Origin of the sequence: Vibrio azureus, assembly GCF_002849855.1 — a bacterium.
In the GTDB taxonomy this organism is placed as follows: Bacteria; Pseudomonadota; Gammaproteobacteria; order Enterobacterales; family Vibrionaceae; genus Vibrio; species Vibrio azureus.
The window spans coordinates 2,469,163-2,489,615 of the sequence record NZ_CP018616.1 but is presented as its reverse complement, the minus strand read 5'-3'; the positions used below and the strand labels follow the sequence as shown (position 1 = coordinate 2,489,615).

Below are 20,453 nucleotides of genomic sequence, written 5' to 3'. Positions count from 1 at the left end.
TTTAGACCATTTGGTTTTTATGTACAATGTTGGCCTGATTACAACATAAGGAATGTTCTTTGTCACAATTGCCGATTGAGGCCGTGATGCCATCATTGCTCACCGCGGTCAAGCATCAACATCAAGTGATTCTAAAAGCTGCCCCAGGTGCAGGTAAGTCAACGTACTTCCCTTTGCAATTGCTTAAGAGCCAAGTGGTGACGGGTAAAATTATCATGTTGGAACCTCGACGTCTGGCTGCTCGAAATATTGCGCGTTATATCGCAAAGCAACTTGGTGAGTCGGTGGGGGAACGAGTCGGTTACCGTGTTCGTGGAGAAACTAAAGTCAGTGAAATCACTCAACTGGAGATCGTGACTGAAGGGATCATGACGCGCATGATTCAAGCTGATCCCGAGTTAAGCGGGGTTGATTTGCTGATCTTCGATGAGTTTCATGAACGCAGTTTGCACGCTGATACGGCGTTGGCTTTTAGCCTTGAAGTTCAGGAAGCACTGCGTGATAACCTTAAATTGGTTGTGATGTCGGCAACATTAGACCAAGAAGCCTTGCAAACACTATTGCCTGAGGCGACTTATATCGAGTCTGAAGGCCGCAGCTTTGACGTAGAAACACGTTATCTTCCCATGGGAAGGAACGAACAACTTGCCCCAGTAATGGCGAAAACCATCACTCACCTTCTTGAGCATGAATCTGGGTCTTTACTGGCTTTCTTACCCGGTATGGCTGCCATAAAACGTGTTGAGGAACTGCTCTCTAGTTTGTCTCCTGAAATTGAAGTGTTACCGCTTTATGGGCAATTGAGTGTTGAAGCGCAACAGAAAGCGATCAATCCGGTCCAAAAAGGCAAGCGTAAAGTGGTTTTGGCGACCAACATTGCTGAAACATCTCTGACCATAGAAGGGATTCGCTTGGTCGTTGACTCCGGTTTAGAGCGCGTCGCACGTTTTGATTTAAATAACGGGTCTACACGTTTAGAACAAGTGCGTATTGCACAGTCATCTGCAATTCAACGGGCCGGCCGAGCTGGACGTCTAGAAACGGGCGTTTGTGTGCGCCTCTATTCTGAAAGTCAGTTCAAACAGCAGCCCCTTGTTCCGCAACCAGAGATTTTACATTCTGATCTTGCTAGCTTGGTGATGGAATTATCTTATTGGGGGACAACCCATGCGTCGGATTTGTTGTGGTTAAACCCTCCGACACCAGCAGCTTTGAAACAAGCCCAACAGTTACTTATCTCTCTGGCTTTAATGACGCCACAAGGTCAATTAACACAACAAGGAAAAGCCGCGCACCAGTTGGGTGTTGAGCCTCGCTGTGCCGCCATGCTGATTCGAGCATCGGAACATAGCCAAACGATGCTCAATACCGCGTTGGCGGCTGTGGCGTTAATAGAAGAGCCTGAGCGCCATGTCACTCACTTAACAGATAGCCTGCACCATTGGAAAACTGGGGGGCATCCGAAAAGAACATTATTATTACAGCGGGCGAAAAGACTGGCTCAGAGCTTAAAACACGATTTTGATTTACAGGCCGTTGATGAGAGGTTACTTCCACTTGCGGTCAGCATTGCTTTTCCAGATAGAATTGGACAACAAAGACCGAATCAACCGGGGAGTTTTATCTTAGCCAACGGCCATGGAGCAGTATGCCAAGAAACTGATGTATTAGCGTCGAGTGAGCATCTGGTTGTGATTGACTTGATGCGTTCACACTCTAACGCAAGCCAAATACACTTAGCGTGTGAGTTAGAGATAGAGGATCTTAACCGGACATTTGGCGATGTATTTTCATCTCACGAGATCGTAGATTGGGATGAAAGCAAAGGCCGCTTGATTGCTGAGTGCCAGCTCAAAATTGGTCAACTTATCATTAAACGTGAAAAGTTGCCTCAGCCTAGCCAAGATAAAATGACTCAAGCCCTGCTCACTTTTGTTCGTCGTAAAGGCTTACAAAGTCTAAATTGGTCAGCATCAGCGCAAGCACTATTGGAAAGAATTCGCTGTGCGATAGAATGGCTGCCGGAGCAAGCTTGGCCAAGTTTTGATGATGCGAGTTTGTTAGCAGAGTTGGAACAATGGCTAGAGCCTTATATGAGTGGTATATCATCGCTTAAACAATTGAACCAACTGAATTTAACCGAAGCGTTAAATGCTCGTTTAGGTTGGCCATTGAATCAACATCTTGATGAGTGGCTCCCTCAATATTATCTGTTGCCGACAGGAAACAAAAAAGCCATTCGTTATCAGTTTGGTGCCGATCCCATTTTATCGGTTCGCATGCAGGAAATGTTTGGTGAAAGTCATTCTCCTTTGGTCGCACAAGGACGAAAAAACTTGGTATTGGAACTGCTTTCTCCAGCACAACGGCCACTGCAAGTAACCAGTGATCTTGCTGCTTTTTGGGCGGGCAGTTATAAACAAGTGCAAAAAGAGATGAAAGGACGATATCCTAAACACCCTTGGCCTGATGATCCAGCAACGCACCGAGCAACAACGAAAACAAAAAGACAATTGAACAATGACTGATACGAAAAAGCCAACCCCTAAAAAAGTCCCAGCGAAAAAGAGTAAACCGAAGTCATCATCAAACGGCAAAAAGAGTGGTTCTAAGCGCCCTAAACGAACAGCATCGAAGAAAAATAACCATTCTTGGGTGAAAAGTTTGCTGTCATTAAGTTGGAAAGTGGGGCTCGCCATTGCCGCTGTGCTCGTCTTTGTTGGCGTGTATCTCGACAGCGTTGTCAAAGCGCGCTTTGATGGTCAATTATTTGAATTGCCAACGGTAGTGTATGCGCGAATTTTGGATTTGACCCCGGGCAAAGCGATTTCAATTAAAGAGATGCGTAATGAACTGGATGTCCTCAATTATCGTAAGGTTAGCCAGCCGCGTTATCCCGGGGAGTACTCGGCCTCTTCAAGTCGTATCGAATTAATACGACGCCCTTTTGAATTTGCTGATGGTCCAGAGCCTGATCGTCATGTGATGCTGTACTTCTCAGATAGTGGTTTGACAAGAGTCCAATCTTTGGAATCAAAAGGGGATTTAGGCTATTTACGTATTGATCCGAAGATGCTTGGCATGCTTGAAAAAGATCAACGTGAGCAGCGATTGTTTCTGCGCCGTGATCAATTTCCTGAAATTTTGGTCGATGCGCTCTTAGCGACCGAAGATCGTGATTTTTATCAACACGATGGTGTTTCTCCCTTAGCAATAGGTCGAGCGCTTGTCGCCAATGTTCGTGCAGGGCGTACGGTACAAGGTGGGAGTACGTTAACTCAGCAGTTGGCCAAAAACTTATTTCTGACCCGAGAGAAAACGATCTGGCGTAAGGTACGAGAAGCCTACATTGCACTGATTTTAGACTATCGCTACAGCAAAGACCGCATTTTGGAAGCTTACCTTAATGAAGTCTACCTTGGCCAAAGTGGCGGTGATGCGATTCATGGTTTTGCATTGGCATCGCGTTACTATTTTGGTCAACCCATCCAAGAACTCAGAATTGATCAGTTAGCGATGTTAGTAGGGTTAGTCAAAGGACCTTCCTACTACAATCCTATACGCAAACCAGAACGAGCTAAAGAACGTCGTGATTTAGTTTTGCGATTACTTATGCAGCAAAATATGCTGACATCTGCTCAGTATGAACAAGCAGTAGAGCGTCCACTCGATATCCAAAATCACCCTAAGATTGCCAGCCGACAACCTGCGTATTTTCAGCAATTAGCCAGAGAGCTGAAAGAAAAAATGGGCGACAGTTTTAAAGCCGACACGGGCTTACGCTTATTTACATCGCTTGATCCTGTTTCTCAAGATACTTTAGAAAAAGCCATTGCTAAAAAAATCCCAGAACTGGCTAAACGAGGGGGGAAAGAGCTGGAAGGTGCAGCGATTGCTGTCGATAGGCACAGTGGTGAAATTCGTGCCATGGTGGGAGGCAAGCGTGTTGGCTATGAAGGCTTTAATCGTGCTTTGAATGCGAGTCGACCTATTGGTTCATTGGTAAAGCCGGCCATTTATTTAACGGCATTAGAGAACCCAGAAAAATATAACTTAGCCACAACGTTACACGATACTCCGTTGAGTCTGAAAGGCAGTAACGGAACGGTTTGGGCGCCGCGCAATTTTGATCGGAAATTCCGCGGTGATGTCCCTTTATATCTTGCTTTAGCAAAATCTCTCAATGTCCCTACTGTGCGATTGGGGATGGAATTAGGTATTCCAGCAGTATCGGAAACTCTAGAACGCTTAGGGGTGGATAAAAAAGAGATTCGTCCTGTCCCATCAATGTTCTTAGGTTCTTTTTCTTTAACGCCATTTGAAGTGGCGCAGATGTACCAAACGCTCACCAATTCAGGCAAACAGGCTAAACTGTCAGCGCTGCGTTCTGTGATTGATATGGATGGAGAAGTGCGCTACCGCTCAATACTTAGCGCATCTCAAGCGGTCGATGAACAAGCCGCTTGGCTAACGACATATGCAATGAAACAAGGTGTTGCACAGGGGACAGGCCGCTTTCTACAAAATCAGTTCTCTTGGGCAGCGTTGGCCGGTAAAACCGGAACAAGTAATGATAGTCGTGACAGTTGGTTTGTCGGGGTTGATGGTCGAGAAGTGACTGCGATCTGGGTAGGGCGAGATGATAACCAACCAACTAACCTGACGGGTTCTAGTGGTGCGTTGCGAGTGTATGCTCAATATTTGCAGCAACGTATTCCAGAAAGATTAGAGTTACCTTGGCCAAAACAGGTCACCACATTGGGCTTTGAAAAAACTGCACAAGGTGCATTGAAAGTTGATTGCAGCAGTCAATACAAATTACCTGTATGGGATAAAACAGGTCAAATTAAAGCCGAATGTGAGAAGAAGAAAAACTGGTTACAAAGCTTCTTTGATTGGTAACCTTGGCAACGCCCTGAAAGTAACACTGAGCAAGACTTGCTGTGTATGGCTCTCATCAGAGCAAGTCTTTATCTAATGGAATGAAGGAAGGTGCTCATGCAACGTAGTCTGAGCTTATTAAAATGTGCATTGGGATTATGGTGTGGCGCTGTTTTGACAGCACATTGTTCGATTGCAGCAGTAAACTCAGCTGATGATGAACAACGACCCAAAGTTGCTGTTGTACTTGCTGGTGGAGGAGCAAAGGGAGCCGCACATATTGGCGTGTTAAAGGCTCTTGAAGAGATGCAGATCCCGGTTGATATCATTACGGGCACCAGCATGGGTGCTTATGTCGGCGGCCTGTATGCTTTGGGTATGAGTGCCGATGAGATTGAGAGCTTGATTTACAGTGTCGACTGGAACAGTGGTTATCGAGATCGTGTGGACCGCAGTCAGCGACGCGTAAGAGATAAAGAGTATGAAGACCGTTACCAAGTCAATACTGATCTTGGTTTGAGATTGGGGGAAGTCCGTTCACCTACTGGAGTGGTTCAAGGGCAAAACATGCTGCGGATTCTGCGTGAAACCACGGGAAACCTTGGCCAATTTGAGTCTTTTGACCAATTAGCTATCCCATACCGTTCTGTTGCAACCGACATTGTTGAACTTGAAGAGGTGGTGCTTGATAACGGCTACTTAGTCGATGCCATGATGGCCAGTATGTCAGTGCCTGGCGCATTGCCTCCTTATGAACTCAATGGTCACTTATTGGTCGATGGCGGCGTCGTCAATAATATGCCCGTAGAAATTGCACGGGCGATGGGAGCAGATGTTGTCATCGCTGTTGATATCAGTACCGACTACAAAGACAAAGATGAATTTACGGGCTTATTAACCGTCGCCGATCAGCTATCTAACTATCTTGTGCGTCGTAGTACTCAAGATCAAGCCGAAAAATTGCAGAGCAATGATATCTATATCCGGCCTAACGTTGGTCAGATGGAAACTGTGGAATTCGATAAGATGCCTGAAGCTTTTCAGGCTGGCTATGGTGTTGCTAATCAAATGGCCTCTAAGTTAGCGCCTTTACGGTTATCCAGTGCCGATTACCAAAAATACATCGATAAAAAGCAACACAAGCGGCAAACTCTTCGCTATGGTGATGAGCGCGTTGTCGATCAAATCATGATCATTAATAATACTCACTACAGTGATGTGTTACTGACTAACCGATTAGAGCTAGAAACGGGACGCCCATTGCAAACGGCTGAAATTGAAAAAGCAGTGGAAAATTTGTATGCACTTGATCGATTTGAGCTGATCAGTTACCACTTCGAAGAAATTGGAGGGGCAACCTTATTGGTATTTGAGGTGAATGAAAAGTCGTGGGGGCCTAATTATCTTGACTTTCGTTTTTTCCTAGAGGATGACTTTAGTACTGTCAGCCAATATGGCATTGGTATGTCGGCCAACTTTACTAATCTGAATTCTCATGGTGCTGAGATGACACTTAATGTCGAAATGGGTACCGATAAATTAATTGAAGCTGAAGTCTATTCTCCGATCTTATCCAGCCAAGAGTTGTTTGTGGCCGGAAAACTTAACTACAACACGCAAAACAGACATTGGCCAGAAGGGGACTTTGAGCACCCTGATATTGATTCTGTGTACGACTTTATGCCGGTTTCCTATGCTGAATCCATTGCAGAAGTCTCTTTTGGTGTTCAACCAACATTATGGCAAGAACTGCGTCTCACGAGCCGATATACTCGAGGAGACATTGAAGCCTCAACGAATGCATCCGCAGGGCACTTTCAGTACGACCGTCTGGGGCTTTTAGCTCGTTATCGCCTTGATACTTTGGATGACTTTGCTTTTCCGACTCGTGGTCTTTTGATTGATCTGGAGTATTTATTGTCTAAGGATAAAAGCCCAGAAAGCTTGCTGCAAAATCAGTCTGTTCAATATATAGAAGACACAGTTTCAGAAGTGTCAGCGCATTTTAAAGGTGCTGTGACTCATGAGCGACATACACTCGTTGGACAAGCGGAATACAGCTTTGTTGATAGTGACAAACTCTCGATACCTCTTGATCCTCGCCAGTTGGGGGGCTTTTTGAATTTATCCGGTATTCCGCGTAATAGTATTATCGGAAAAAACTTGTTCTATAGCAGTCTGGTTTATCGCTATAAGTGGATGGATAATGACTTTGGCTTGTTCGAGGCTCCAGTATACGTCGGGACTTCGCTAGAATATGGTGGCGTTTGGTCTGACAATGAGGTGAAGTTTAATAAAGTGCCTCTTTACACCGCAGCATCAGTGTTCTTCGGTGTCGACTCTCCTGTTGGGCCGATCATGCTCGCTTATGGCAAAACGGAGCGAAACTTAGACGCGGTTTATTTGATCATAGGCACTTCATTTAAGTAAATGTCTTTTTTCATTGTGACGCGTGCATGGTGTGCAAATAGCACATTTAACCATGAATAACCTGACTTTAGTCGTAAGTTGCTATGTTGGTCAAAGTGATGAGATTTTAATTTAAGGTTACATTTGCTATTCTGACGGCCACAGTTTGGCCTCTACGGCGCTGTTTCTCAATCAGAATTGAATGAAGACATGGGCAATGGAGAGCCAAGTTTCCAAGGATGTTCACTCCTTTACTTTGAACAATAGTAATTAAAAAGGAGGAACCGCAATGAGAGGAAAAAGTCGTGCTTGAAGCCTATCGTAAACACGTCGCAGAGCGTGCTGCTGAAGGGGTTGTCCCTAAACCATTAGACGCTGAACAAGTTGCTGGACTTGTTGAGCTATTAAAAACCCCCCCTCAAGGTGAAGAAGCATTTATTCTTGACCTGTTAGAGAACCGTATTCCACCGGGCGTAGATGAAGCTGCTTATGTAAAAGCGGGTTTCCTAACGGCAGTAGCAAAAGGTGAAGTAGAATCACCATTAGTAAGCCGTGAAAAAGCCGCTGAGCTTTTAGGAACGATGCAAGGTGGTTACAATATTGCACCGCTGGTTGAGTTTCTTGATGATGACTTGCTTGCACCTATATCAGTAAAAGCATTATCTCATACTCTACTGATGTTTGATGCTTTTTATGATGTGGAAGAGAAAGCCAAAGCAGGCAACGTGTTCGCGCAACAAGTCCTACAATCATGGGCGGATGCAGAATGGTTCACCTCTAAGAAGAAAGTCGCGGAACAGATTACTGTTAAAGTCTTTAAAGTTACTGGTGAAACCAACACCGATGACTTGTCTCCAGCCCCCGATGCTTGGTCTCGTCCTGATATCCCAGTACACGCAAAAGCGATGCTGAAGATGGAACGCGATGGCATCGTGCCAGACCAACCAGGCAGCGTTGGTCCTATCAATCAAATTGAAGAATTGCAAAAAGACGGTATTCCACTTGCCTACGTAGGTGATGTTGTTGGTACGGGTTCTTCTCGTAAATCAGCAACTAACTCAGTGCTTTGGTTTATGGGCGAAGATATCCCATACGTACCAAACAAGCGTACGGGCGGTATCTGTTTAGGCGGTAAGATTGCTCCTATCTTCTATAACACAATGGAAGACTCTGGCGCACTCCCAATCGAACTCGACGTACAGAACATGAACATGGGGGATGTGATTGATATCTTCCCATACGAAGGTGTTGTACGTAAAAACGGTGAAGAGATCTCTAGCTTTGAACTGAGCAAAGTACTGCTTGATGAAGTTCGTGCTGGTGGTCGTATTCCACTTATCATTGGTCGTGGTCTAACAAGCCGTGCTCGTGCATCACTGGGCCTAGAAGAAACAGACCTGTTTGCTAAGCCAGTTGATCCTTCAGCGTCTGATAAAGGTTACACACTCGCTCAGAAGATGGTAGGTAAGGCATGTGGCGTTGAAGGTGTACGTGCAGGTCAATACTGTGAGCCTAAGATGACCACTGTTGGCTCTCAAGATACAACCGGTCCTATGACTCGTGATGAGCTAAAAGACCTTGCGTGTCTGGGCTTCTCTGCTGATCTTGTGATGCAGTCATTCTGTCACACGTCTGCGTATCCAAAACCAGTCGATGTAAACACGCACCATACTCTACCTGACTTCATCATGAACCGTGGCGGTGTATCACTTCGTCCGGGTGATGGTGTCATCCACTCATGGCTAAACCGTATGCTTCTGCCTGATACTGTAGGTACAGGTGGTGACTCGCATACTCGTTTCCCTCTGGGTATTTCGTTCCCAGCGGGTTCTGGCTTGGTTGCGTTCGCAGCGGCGACAGGTGTGATGCCACTGGACATGCCAGAGTCAATTTTGGTGCGCTTTAAAGGCGAAATGCAGCCAGGTATCACACTACGTGACCTTGTTCATGCGATTCCTTACTACGCAATCCAACAAGGTCTGTTGACGGTTGAGAAAGCAGGTAAGATTAACGAGTTCTCTGGTCGCGTATTAGAAATCGAAGGCGTTGATCACCTAACGGTTGAGCAGGCATTCGAACTATCCGATGCTTCAGCAGAGCGGAGCGCGGCAGGTTGTACCGTTAAGCTGTCTCAAGAATCTGTAGAAGAATACCTAAACTCAAACATCACCATGCTTAAGTGGATGATCTCGGAAGGCTATGGCGATCGTCGTACTATTGAGCGTCGTATCACAGCGATGGAAGAGTGGTTGACTAACCCAGAGTTGATGGAAGCCGATGCGGATGCAGAATATGCACACGTTATCGAAATCGATCTGGCGGATATTCACGAACCAATTCTATGTGCACCAAACGATCCTGATGACGCGCGTCTTCTGTCTGAAGTTCAAGGCACACAGATTGATGAAGTGTTCATCGGTTCTTGTATGACCAACATTGGTCACTTCCGTGCAGCAGGTAAACTGCTAGAGCAATTCGGTGGTCAACTCGACACTCGTCTATGGGTAGCACCACCAACTAAGATGGACCGTGACCAACTGACGGAAGAAGGTTACTACGGTATTTACGGCCGCGCCGGTGTTCGTATTGAAACTCCTGGGTGTTCGCTATGTATGGGTAACCAAGCACGTGTAGCAGACAAAGCAACCGTCATGTCGACTTCAACACGTAACTTCCCGAATCGTCTAGGTACTGGTGCTAACGTATACCTGTCTTCAGCAGAGCTTGCTGCAGTAGGCGCTATTCTAGGGAAGATCCCAACGAAGGAAGAATACTTAGAATACGCTAAGCAAATCGATGCGACAGCCGCCGATACCTATCGCTACTTGAACTTCCATAAGATGGAACAGTACACCAAAAAAGCCGATGAAGTCATTTTCCAAGAACCTGTTTAATCTGGCGTGATTGGATGACTTATTCTAGCACCTCGTTCGAGGTGCTTTTTTTATTGGTGCAATTCGTTATACTCCGCAGCAAATGAATATCTGGGAGCGAGCTCGATGGAGTTTGAATTTATCCGCAATACTTTAATGGGCGAATACTACGTTAAATGCAGTATGGGCCATGAGATTGTAGGTCGTTGGTTACAGGAAGAAATTGGTAAGGAACCAGCTAACATTGCAAACGTAGAAGCTCTCATTACTCAAGCGCTCGCTTCACCCTCTCAAGAACAGCGCTTAACAGGAGCAGAAATCAGTATTGTGATTCATGGTGATGAAGTATTAATACAAGAAAACGTACTGGATCACGAATATGGCGTTGAAATGGAAAGTGAATTTGATTTTTACGACGCGGAAAGTACAGCAAGTTGTGGGCTTGAAGACTTTTGCCTCTTGATCGAACAATGGAAAGATTTTTTGCAAAGATAAACCTTACACGCATTGCTGCATATTTGTGAAATTAACGCACCTAAATGGTGCGTTTTTTTATATCTCCATATTGATTTTTTAACATTTTTTAGATAATTCAGTAGCTTATGTTTTTGGCACATCATTTGGATTGTTCTAAGTGTTCCAAAAAAGAAGCTGCGGAGAGAAGCCATGAAAATCATTAATGCCATTATCAAGCCGTTTAAATTAGACGATGTACGCGAAGCCCTCGCTAAATTAGGCGTCGAAGGGATGACTGTATCAGAAGTGAAAGGATTCGGTCGGCAAAAGGGGCACACTGAGCTTTATCGAGGTGCAGAATATCAAGTCGACTTTCTGCCCAAGGTAAAACTGGAGATTGCAACCCACGCCGATAACGTTGATAGCGTTGTCGAAGCGATTACCGCTGCTGCTCAAACCGGAAAAATTGGTGATGGCAAGATTTTTGTGTACGACCTTGATCAAGCCGTGCGTATCCGAACGGGTGAAATGGACGCAGAAGCACTGTAACAACGCAAGGATTGGAGAAATATTATGGAAATAATGACAACAGTAACTGAATTACGCTACGCACTTGATACTTTTTTCTTTCTTATCTCTGGTGCATTAGTTATGTGGATGGCGGCGGGCTTTGCGATGTTAGAAGCAGGCTTGGTGCGTTCAAAAAACACCACAGAAATCTTAACCAAGAATATTTGTTTGTATGCGATTGCTTGTACCATGTTCTTATTAGTTGGCTACAACATTATGTACGTCGATAACAGCGAAGGGGGATGGTTACCATCACTTGGAGCATTGATCGGTACTCAAGCAGAAGGTGCTGATCACTCTTTGGAGTCGGATTTCTTTTTCCAAGTTGTCTTTGTTGCGACTGCGATGTCCGTTGTTTCTGGGGCTGTCGCAGAACGTATGAAACTTTGGTCTTTTCTGATTTTTTCCGCGGTACTGACCGCCTTTATTTATCCCGTTGAAGGTTATTGGACTTGGGGTGGTGGTTTCTTATCTGAGGCAGGATTTAGTGATTTTGCTGGCTCTGGTATTGTACATATGGCGGGCGCCGCTGCCGCATTAGCTGGCGTATTGTTACTTGGTGCTCGTAAAGGAAAATACGGTAAAAATGGCGAAGTCTATCCCATCCCTGGTTCTAACATGCCATTGGCAACATTAGGTACATTCATCCTTTGGTTTGGTTGGTTTGGGTTTAATGGTGGTTCTCAACTGATGATTTCAGATTTTGAGAATGCGACTGCGGTAGGACAAATCTTTCTAAACACCAATGCGGCCGCCGCTGCAGGTGCGATTGCCGCTTTACTGGTTTGTAAGACAACATGGGGAAAAGCGGATTTAACCATGATCCTTAATGGTGCATTGGCTGGGTTGGTTGCGATTACGGCGGATCCATTGTCACCATCCCCTCTTTATGCTGTTGCGATTGGTGTTGTGTCTGGCGCGCTTGTTGTATTTAGTATTGTTGGTTTAGACAAACTTAAGATTGATGATCCTGTTGGTGCGATTTCTGTTCATGGTGTGTGTGGATTCTTTGGACTTATGGTTGTTCCATTCAGTAATGGCGACGCGAGCTTTGTTACTCAATTATTTGGTGCAGCTGTGATTTTTGCTTGGGTATTTGGTGCGAGTTTGGTTGTATGGATGGCACTCAAAGCCACGATTGGTATTCGAGTTTCTGCTGATGAAGAGCTCGAAGGGATGGACGTTCACGATTGTGGTATAGGGGCTTATCCGGAATTTGTTTCAATAAAGTAAATAAGAAATAATTACTTACAAACTTAGTACCCAAAAACCTGCTTTAATCAGCAGGTTTTTTTATTGGGTGATTGTTTTCCTATTGAACATGCATATAATAACGCAACTGAGAAATATTATCATTAGCATGCCCAAAGGATTTTACCATGAAAAAATTGCTAGCTCTTTCAGCGATGACTTGTGCAACGTTTGCTTCTTCAGCAATGGCGACAGAAGAAGTCAACGTTTATTCTTATCGTCAACCATTCCTTGTTGAGCCAATGTTTGATGAGTTTACAAAAGAGACCGGCATTAAAGTAAATGTGAAATTTGCGAAAAAAGGCTTGGCTGAAAAGTTAGCACAAGAAGGGGAGTACAGTCCTGCAGATGTCATCCTGACGACCGATATTAGCCGTCTTGCTGAATTGACGGATAAAGGGCTTGTTCAGAAAGTGGATAGCAAAACAATTGAAGCTAATGTGCCACCACAGTATCAAGACAAAGAGAATGAGTGGTTTGCCCTGACGTTACGTACTCGTAACGTTTACTCTTCCCGTGATCGTGTAGGTAAATTGGGTAATGAATTCAACTACATCGATCTTGCTAAACCAGAATACAAAGGCAAGATCTGTACTCGCAGCGGTAAGCACCCTTATAACGTTTCTCTTGTCTCTTCTATGATTGCTCACTACAGTGAAGCGAAGACAAAAGAGTGGTTAGAAGGCGTTAAAGCAAACTTGGCTCGTAAACCACAAGGCAACGATCGTGCTCAAGTTAAAGCTATCAAAGAAGGACTTTGTGACGTGTCTCTAGGTAACAGCTACTACCTAGGTAAGATGGTCAACGACAAAGAACAAAAAGCATGGGCAGATGCGGTTTACATCAATTTCCCGAATCAAGACACCTTAGGTACCCATGTCAACATTTCTGGTATGGCGATGGCTAAGTACTCTCCAAACAAAGACAATGCCATCAAATTGATGGAGTTTTTGACTGGTGACAAAGCTCAGCAAATGTACGCAGAAGTCAACTACGAGTACCCAGTCAAAGAAGGCGTTAAACGCTCTGAGTTGGTAGAATCTTGGGGTGATTTCAAAGCTGATAAGCTTTCTCTTGACGATATTGCATCACATCACGAACAGGCAATTAAACTGTTAGATGAAGTCAAATTTGACCTTTAATTCCATATGGGGGTATAACTACACCCCATTTAATTAAAGCGTATGAGATGTATTTGTAAATGCATTTGTATTTCATAAAGCCTGCACTCTTTAGGCCATAATGAAGAATAAACATCCTGTTTGGAAAACCAGTAGTGGTATGATTACCTTGCTACTGGTTTTGCCGATCTTAGCTATTTTCTATACTGCAATTGGTGATACAGATGGTTTGTTTGCCCATTTGATGTCAACCGTCATGCCAACCTATATCTTCAACACCGTGGCGCTAACGGCTGGTGTGATGGTACTCACTTTAATCTTTGGTATTCCCAGTGCTTGGCTGATGGCGATGTGTAAATTGCCATCTGAGAAATGGCTGCAATGGGCATTGGTACTGCCATTGGCAATGCCTGGCTATATCATTGGCTATATATTTACCGATTGGTTCGACTTTGCCGGTCCAGTGCAAATCTTTCTACGCGACTTAACCGGTTGGCAAGCTAGAGAATATTGGTTTCCAGATATACGCACACTAGGAGGCGCGATGCTTGTCTTAGCTTTAGTGCTGTATCCTTATGTTTATCTTCTATGCCGAGCGGCCTTCATGGAGCAAAATGTTGCCTTACTGCAGTCTGCGCGTCTACTGAAATGCTCGCCATGGCAAAGTTTTGTGCGAGTGTCTCTTCCACTTGCGCGCCCTGCGATTGCGGTTGGCCTCTCTTTAGTGGCAATGGAAACCATTGGTGACTTTGGCACGGTCAGTTACTTTGCTCTTAATACGTTAACCACTGCCGTCTATGATACTTGGTACGGCTATGGGGAGCTTTCTGCTGCTGCGAAGATCTCAAGCATTATGCTGATTTTTGTTATCGTGCTACTGTCTGCAGAGCGCTATAGCCGTCGCAAACAGAAGCTTTTCCAAAGTCAATTTAGTCGAGGTGAAGACGTACGTTATGAACTCAGTGGTTGGAAAAAGTGGCTTGCACTTGCATGGTGTTGGGGTTTGGTCTCAGCGGCCTTTATTTTTCCTCTTGGTCAACTGTGCATTTATATTTATCACTATTTTTCGCAAAGTTGGACAGATGAGTTTCGTCAGTTTACCGTCAATAGTTTGTATGTTTCGATTATCGCTGCATTAATAGCTGTGGGCATCGCATTAATTGTTAACTTCTATTATCGTTTGCGTTCAGCACCTATTGCATTGGGGTTCATGCGTTTATCTTCTATGGGTTATGCTGTGCCTGGAACCGTGTTAGCGATTGGGGTTTTAGGCGCTAATTCAGCAGTTGAACATTGGATCAATGACACAGTGAAAGCGATTGGCTGGACACCGCCTGGGCTGTTCTTATCCGGAACAATGTTTGCCATCATTTTTGCTATGGTTGTGCGCTTTTCTGCGGTAGCTATTGGCAGTATTGAAAGCAGCCTTGCTAAAGTTTCGCCTTCTCTAGATATGGCTGCGCGCACGATGGGATGTAATCCCAATAAAATGCTATTTAAAGTTCATTTACCTTTGATTCGAAGAGGAGCATTAATTGCTGGGTTGTTAGTCTTTATCGAATCAATGAAAGAGCTGAATGCAGCGCTTTTATTGCGTCCATTTAACTTCGAAACCTTGGCGACGTACGTTTATAACTTTGCCTCGGACGAACATCTTGAATTAGCGGCTTTGCCAGCTGTCTTATTGGTTATTGTTGGATTAGTCCCACTTATTGTCGTAAATCGTTCACTGGAGCAAAGTCACTGATGAGTAGTGCATTATCGATTAAAAACCTCACTTGTCAGTACGAGGCTCAAACCGTTTTAGAATCGCTGTCACTGGATGTTGAACAAGGGCAAATCGTTTGTTTACTTGGTGCCAGTGGATGTGGCAAAACAACCTTGTTGAAAGCCATTGCTGGTCTATTACCGTTAAGTTCTGGTCAGATGCTACTGAATGGGATAACCATTGATGATGGACAACATTGGCTCCCCCCAGAAGATCGAAATATTGGTATGATTTTTCAAGATTATGCCTTGTTCCCCCACCTAACGGTGGCCGAAAATATCGCATTTGGCTTGAAAAGTGAGACAGCAGCAGAAAAACGCAACAAAGTTGAACAAATGCTAGAGCTTGTGCATTTAAAAGGCTATGCCAGACGCTATCCACACCAATTGTCGGGTGGCCAGCAACAGCGTGTGGCGATTGCTCGTTCACTGGCTTATAAACCGGATCTTTTGTTGCTTGATGAGCCTTTTTCTAACATTGACACCCAAGTTCGTCACGAATTGATTCATGAGATCCGTAAGCTGTTCAAAGAACAAGGTGTGACGGCCATCTTCGTTACCCACAGTCGTGAAGAGGCCTTTGCTTTTGCCGATAAAATGGCGGTCATGCATCATGGCGTGATAGAGCAATACGGTACGGCTTCTGAGCTTTACTTCGAGCCTTCAAGTCAATTTGTCGCTGACTTTTTGGGTGGGGGAAGTTATTTATCCGCCAAACGTATTTCAGCAACGGAGTATGAAACTCACTTGGGCATTGTGGAAGCTAAAGCACAGCAAGTGATTGAATTAGGTGGTGATTGTTCGTTATTGCTTCGTCCGCAGCAAGTACAGATTGAATCCAGTGAAGAAAGTGGTGTACAGATATTGGAGCAGCACTTTATGGGGGACCACTGCCGTTATGTTATTGATGTCAGAGGCAACCGTTTGTTGGCGACTGCCAGTCAGGCATTGAATGTGGGCGATTGTGTGGCAGTGAATATTGAAACACATGGAGTGTTAGCTTTTACTCGTGTGTAAGCAATATCTACTTGGTGTATATATTTCACGCGTCTCTCAAGAATGCCTTGTCGCCGAATCAAGCACCTTAGAATTAACTTGTGCATATAGCCCAGCGTTTAGCTGGGCTCATTCTCTTAGTTAATAGAACCAACGGCTCAATCAATGCTCACGATAAAGATAAAAAGTCTTTAAATTGCTGTAAGACCTCTTCAGCCGTGGCTTTGTCTTGCATTTCTGCAAAGATCCGCAGTAATGGTTCGGTGCCTGAAAAACGAGCGATGATCCAGCCACCATTTTTAAAGTACACTTTAGCACCATCTTCATAACTGACTTTTTCAATCTCAAACGCAAACTTTGGTAATTGCTTTTCGACATAAATCTTGTTGAAAATTTGCTCTTTTTGCGCAGGTTTAAATGTGCAATCGCCTTCTGCCATGTAGGCATAACCGTACTTGGTGTAAATCTCATCCAGTAACTCAGACAGCTTTTTACCAGTGACTGAAATCATCTCAACAAGTAGGCTGGAGGCAAATACGCCATCTTTGCCTTTGATGTGGCCACGAATGGTTAAACCACCTGAGCTTTCACCACCAATGAGTGAATCATCGGCTTCCATTTGTGAACTGATGTGTTTGAATCCGACTGGAACTTCAAAGCAGGTTTCACCATAGTCTTGCGCAATTTTATCCAGAAGATGCGTCGTTGCGATGTTGCGTACGACCGAGCCTTTCCAACCTTTGTATTCCAGTAAGTAGTAATAGAGAAGGATTAACACTTCATTTGGATGAATAAAATGGCCCTTTTCATCAATGATCCCTAAACGGTCAGCATCTCCATCAGTACCAATGCCGATATCGTAGCCTTCTTGTTTGACAAGGTGCATTAAGCGATAAAGAGTGGCAGCACTAGGCGATGGCATTAGACCACCAAAGTCTGGATTTTTACCATCGTTGATCACATCAACATCACAACGACCATTGATTAAAACAGTTTGTAGCGCATTCTTGGCAACGCCGAACATAGGGTCAATAAGCACGCGCAGATTGGCTGTTTTAATCGCATCGATATCAATAAAGTTAATGATGGAATCAACAAAATCGTTCATTGGATTGATGACTTTGATGAGTTTATCGGTTATCGCCTGTTCAAAATCGACACTTTTTACATCTTGTAATTTGAGTGTGGCGATTTGTGATTCAATTTTTTGAGTGATGATCTCATCAGCGTCACGACCACCTTCAATAAATACCTTGATACCGTTGTAATCTGCGGGGTTATGCGAAGCGGTAATGCAAGCCGAGTAGGCACAATTCATTTCTTTGGCTTGAAACATCACGATAGGGGTAGGGACAAATTTGTCGATAAAGCTGACAACAATGCCATTGGCAGCGAGTACTTCTGCAAACCAACGGCCTGCTTTATCTGAAAGAAAGCGCCTGTCGTAGCCAATCACAAAGCCACGCTCAGCGACGGACTCTTCATTTGTAATGTTTGCTACCGCTTGTGCGACTAAGCGTACATTGTCTTTAGTGAATTCTTCACCAATGAATGCGCGCCAGCCACCAGTACCAAATTTGATCATGATTAGAACCTCGATAAGGGCAAAGAAATCATTGCCCTTTGTTGTTGGCAAACCGATGTATCGAGATCAAGCTGACCATACATCGGATAAACGTACGGGAATATTCCCAGCTTAATTAACCTAACGTTACGATCACTTCATTGACGGAGCCTTCACTTTGGATCGGAACCGCATTGCCATGAATCGCTTGACCATTTAGGGTGATTGACTTGACGCCTTTACTGACAGAATCTGGGTTATTGACGGTGATGTTATAGGTCGCTCCTAACCATTGACGCGTCACTTCAAAGCTTGGCCATTGAGTTGGAATGCAAGGATCAATGGTTAAGCTATTGAAACCTGTACGAACGCCTAAAATAAAGTTGGTTACGGCAAAGTAGGCCCAACCAGAGGTTCCCGTTAACCATGGGTGGTTAGCTCGGCCATAATCTTGATGATCTCTACCCATGATGAATTGCACGTAAGAGTAAGGTTCTGCGATGCGTTTTTCGATCATATCGTTTTGGTTGTATGGGTTCAGTGCATCATAGAACTTCATGGCACGATCGCCTCGTCCTAACTTCGCTTCAGCTACCCATGCCCAAGGGTTAGGGTGAGAGAAGATTGCCCCATTTTCTTTTACGCCTTGGTAAACTCGAGTGACAAACCCGATATCATCATTAGGAGTAGAGAATGATGGTGAGTTGAGGTGAAGGCCATATTCGGAGAACAGGTTTTCATCAACTGCATCCATGGCTTTTTCACCACGCTCTTGAGAAACAGCCCCAGAAAGGACCGCGAGTGTATTTGATTCAAGATGAACACGGCCTTCTTTTTGCTGCGCGGTACCAATTTTGTCCCCATCTTTAGTTAAACCACGGATGTACCAGCCACCTTCTTCATCCCATAGGTGCGTTTCGCAAGCTTCACGTACATTGGCGGCCATTTCGGTATACTTTTCTACATCAGCATGTCGGCCTAAATATTTCGCTAAGTCGATGAATTCTTGTAGCGCCCAAAAATGAAGGAAAGATACCATGGCCGATTCGCCACCGCCTAAGTTTAAGCAGTCATTCCAGTCGGCACGCAAGCCTTTACAAATCCCTGTTTGACCAACGTATTCTGCTGAGAAATCAAGTGCTGCTTTCATATGATCGTATACACTTGCTTCGCCACCATCGGCATAAGGGATAACTTTGTCGAAGAAGTCGTATTCGCCCGTTTCCATAACGTATTTACAAATGGTTGGGACAATCCAGAGGTGATCATCAGAACATGTGTCTTCGATACCATGAATTTTATCTTCATCCGATGGTGTTGGGACTACCGTAGGAGACTTTGAAGGCTTAACGTCTGCTTTTTCTGGATCAAACCAATCTGGATCGAAGAGGTGCAGACCGTAGCCAGCTTTGACTTGTCCACGTAGCAGATCAATGATGCGCTTTTTCGTCATTTGTGGGTTGGCATGAGGAACGGAAATGGCATCTTGCGCTGTATCTCGATAGCCGAGGCCCGTTCGACCACCGACCTCAACAAAGGAAGCAAAGCGCGACCAAACTACACATGTCTCTGCTTGGTATAATGTCCAAGCGTTAATCATGGTGTCTAGACCTTGATTCGGAGACTTAACTTGGAATTTACCACAGCGTTCATCCCAGTGAGCCTTGATACCAGCAAAAGCGTCGTCAATGGCGGTGATATCTTGATACTTAGCACGTAAACGCTCACCATTGCCTTTACCTACACCCAAGATGTAGGCAAAACGGACTTCTTCTCCTGGTTGCAGGGTAAATTGCTTGTGTAGAGAGCCGCAATGGTTATAACACGTTTGTGCGCTGTTGGAACACTTCCCTTTTTCAACGGCAATTGGATTGGCTTCATCACGATACAAACCAAGGAAACTGTCGCGTTGACCGTCGTATGAATCAGGGTCGAACGTCGAAGCTAAGTAATAGAAACCCTCGATGTCACTGGTGTTGTAGTACAAATCATACTCAATAACGCCATCGTTGTATGACGTGCCAGCCGAGTATAAAGACATTTGATGGTTTTGGTTATCAGATTGAATATGGCTAAATGAGAATTCCACAAACGAAAATGCGCTAATCGTACGTGGTTTGTCAGACGTATTTTTGATGACAACATCCCAAACTTCAGCGTCTTCCCCTTTGGGTACAAAAAGCGTTTTGGTAGCGATAATGCCATTGTACTCACATTTAAAAGTAGAGTAAGACAAACCATGGCGAACTTCATAACTTGCTTCGTCTAAACTCTTTGCAACAGGTTGCCATGAAATAGACCAGTAATCGCCGCTTTCATCATCACGAAGATAGACGTAATGTCCCGGACGGTCAAAGGTCGCATTCGGGCGGAATTTGCTAACACGGTTATATTCTGGAGAGTTATAAAATGAGTAACCACCAGCATTGTGTGAGATAACCGTACAGAACTTTTCAGTCCCTAAGTAGTTAGTCCACGGAGCGGGAACATCAGGGCGAGTGATAACGTATTCACGATTCTCATTATCGAAGTAGCCGTATTTCATTGGTATTTTCCTTTTTTACC

12 protein-coding genes are annotated in these 20,453 nt (G+C 44.6%); 10 read left to right on the top strand and 2 right to left on the bottom strand.

The window, feature by feature from the left end:
- Positions 1-59: 59 nt before the first annotated feature.
- From hrpB to BS333_RS11155, 10 genes are all read left to right on the top strand, one after another.
- Positions 60-2,528, top strand: coding sequence for an ATP-dependent helicase HrpB (gene hrpB, locus BS333_RS11200; RefSeq protein ID WP_021710594.1), 2,469 nt, complete (start codon positions 60-62; stop codon positions 2,526-2,528).
- The gene (gene mrcB, locus BS333_RS11195; protein ID WP_021710595.1) at positions 2,521-4,902 is read left to right on the top strand and encodes a penicillin-binding protein 1B; all 2,382 of its coding nucleotides are present in this window, start codon (positions 2,521-2,523) and stop codon (positions 4,900-4,902) included. The genes hrpB and mrcB overlap by 8 nt, the downstream gene beginning before the upstream one ends.
- A gap of 96 nt (positions 4,903-4,998) precedes the next feature.
- Positions 4,999-7,311 carry a patatin-like phospholipase family protein gene (locus BS333_RS11190; RefSeq protein ID WP_021710596.1) on the top strand — a complete coding sequence of 771 codons (2,313 nt, stop codon included), beginning with the start codon at positions 4,999-5,001 and terminating at the stop codon, positions 7,309-7,311.
- 284 nt (positions 7,312-7,595) lie between these two features.
- Complete coding sequence (gene acnB / locus BS333_RS11185; RefSeq protein ID WP_021710597.1) at positions 7,596-10,184, top strand: bifunctional aconitate hydratase 2/2-methylisocitrate dehydratase; 2,589 nt, start codon at positions 7,596-7,598, stop codon at positions 10,182-10,184.
- 105 nt (positions 10,185-10,289) lie between these two features.
- A complete protein-coding gene (locus tag BS333_RS11180; RefSeq protein WP_021710598.1) occupies positions 10,290-10,658 on the top strand; it encodes a YacL family protein in 369 nt (122 codons plus the stop codon).
- Positions 10,659-10,829: 171 nt separating this feature from the next.
- Positions 10,830-11,168 carry a P-II family nitrogen regulator gene (locus BS333_RS11175; protein ID WP_021710599.1) on the top strand — a complete coding sequence of 113 codons (339 nt, stop codon included), beginning with the start codon at positions 10,830-10,832 and terminating at the stop codon, positions 11,166-11,168.
- Between the two features lie 24 nt (positions 11,169-11,192).
- Positions 11,193-12,422, top strand: a complete 1,230-nt coding sequence (locus BS333_RS11170; protein WP_021710600.1) for an ammonium transporter — start codon at positions 11,193-11,195, stop codon at positions 12,420-12,422.
- A 146-nt stretch (positions 12,423-12,568) separates the two neighbouring features.
- Positions 12,569-13,582, top strand: a complete 1,014-nt coding sequence (locus BS333_RS11165) for a Fe(3+) ABC transporter substrate-binding protein (RefSeq protein WP_021710601.1) — start codon at positions 12,569-12,571, stop codon at positions 13,580-13,582.
- A gap of 100 nt (positions 13,583-13,682) precedes the next feature.
- A complete protein-coding gene (locus BS333_RS11160) occupies positions 13,683-15,308 on the top strand; it encodes an ABC transporter permease (protein WP_021710602.1) in 1,626 nt (541 codons plus the stop codon).
- On the top strand, positions 15,308-16,345 hold the full coding sequence (locus BS333_RS11155) for an ABC transporter ATP-binding protein (protein WP_021710603.1): 1,038 nt from the start codon (positions 15,308-15,310) through the stop codon (positions 16,343-16,345). The genes BS333_RS11160 and BS333_RS11155 overlap by 1 nt, the downstream gene beginning before the upstream one ends.
- A 148-nt stretch (positions 16,346-16,493) precedes the next feature.
- On the opposite strand, the gene BS333_RS11150 is transcribed toward BS333_RS11155, so the two are convergent.
- Both BS333_RS11150 and BS333_RS11145 read right to left on the bottom strand, forming a co-directional pair.
- Positions 16,494-17,909, bottom strand: a complete 1,416-nt coding sequence (locus BS333_RS11150) for a phosphoglucomutase/phosphomannomutase family protein (protein ID WP_021710604.1) — start codon at positions 17,907-17,909, stop codon at positions 16,494-16,496.
- A 115-nt stretch (positions 17,910-18,024) separates the two neighbouring features.
- The gene (locus BS333_RS11145) at positions 18,025-20,433 is read right to left on the bottom strand and encodes a glycoside hydrolase family 94 protein (protein WP_021710605.1); all 2,409 of its coding nucleotides are present in this window, start codon (positions 20,431-20,433) and stop codon (positions 18,025-18,027) included.
- Positions 20,434-20,453: the final 20 nt, after the last annotated feature.